This is a genomic window from Staphylococcus sp. GDX8P54P, assembly GCF_017893165.1.
GTDB lineage: Bacteria > Bacillota > Bacilli > Staphylococcales > Staphylococcaceae > Staphylococcus > Staphylococcus borealis.
This window is the reverse complement of record NZ_JAESMM010000086.1, coordinates 1-394: the sequence shown is the minus strand read 5'-3', so window position 1 is coordinate 394 and position 394 is coordinate 1. Positions and strand designations below refer to the sequence as shown.

The following is a 394-nucleotide window of genomic DNA, read 5'->3' as shown; positions in this document are numbered from 1 at the left end:
AGTAGTCTTTTTATACTGATTATCTAATTGGTTTAAAGAGTTCTTCTCTTGCAAAATCTTCTCTTTCAATTCAAGAGCTTCTTTACTCATAACGCCTTGTTCCCGTACCACTTTTTGATAGCGACTTTCTAAAACTCTAATCGTGTTTTGATGTTTTTGAATAACTGTGTTTAACTGAGTTAAATAGTTTTTATAACTTGTAGTTGACTTCTCTGCACTTTGAAATGCCATGTTTGCGATATTCAATTGACGTTTCATTGTACCTAACACTGTGTTTATTTTTTCCATTGAGAACAAAGTTTGTTTAGAAGTTGTACCAAATTGTTTCATTTCGGATTGCGTAGAGTTTAATTGACGTTGATACATTTGCAACGCTCTATGCTGCTTACTGTAT

At 32.5% G+C, this 394-nt stretch carries 1 protein-coding gene; it reads right to left on the bottom strand.

Annotated elements, in window-relative coordinates; translation table 11 throughout:
- The coding region (locus KA909_RS13355) for a hypothetical protein (protein ID WP_210130331.1) at positions 1 to 394 on the bottom strand (394 nt) is incomplete at both ends.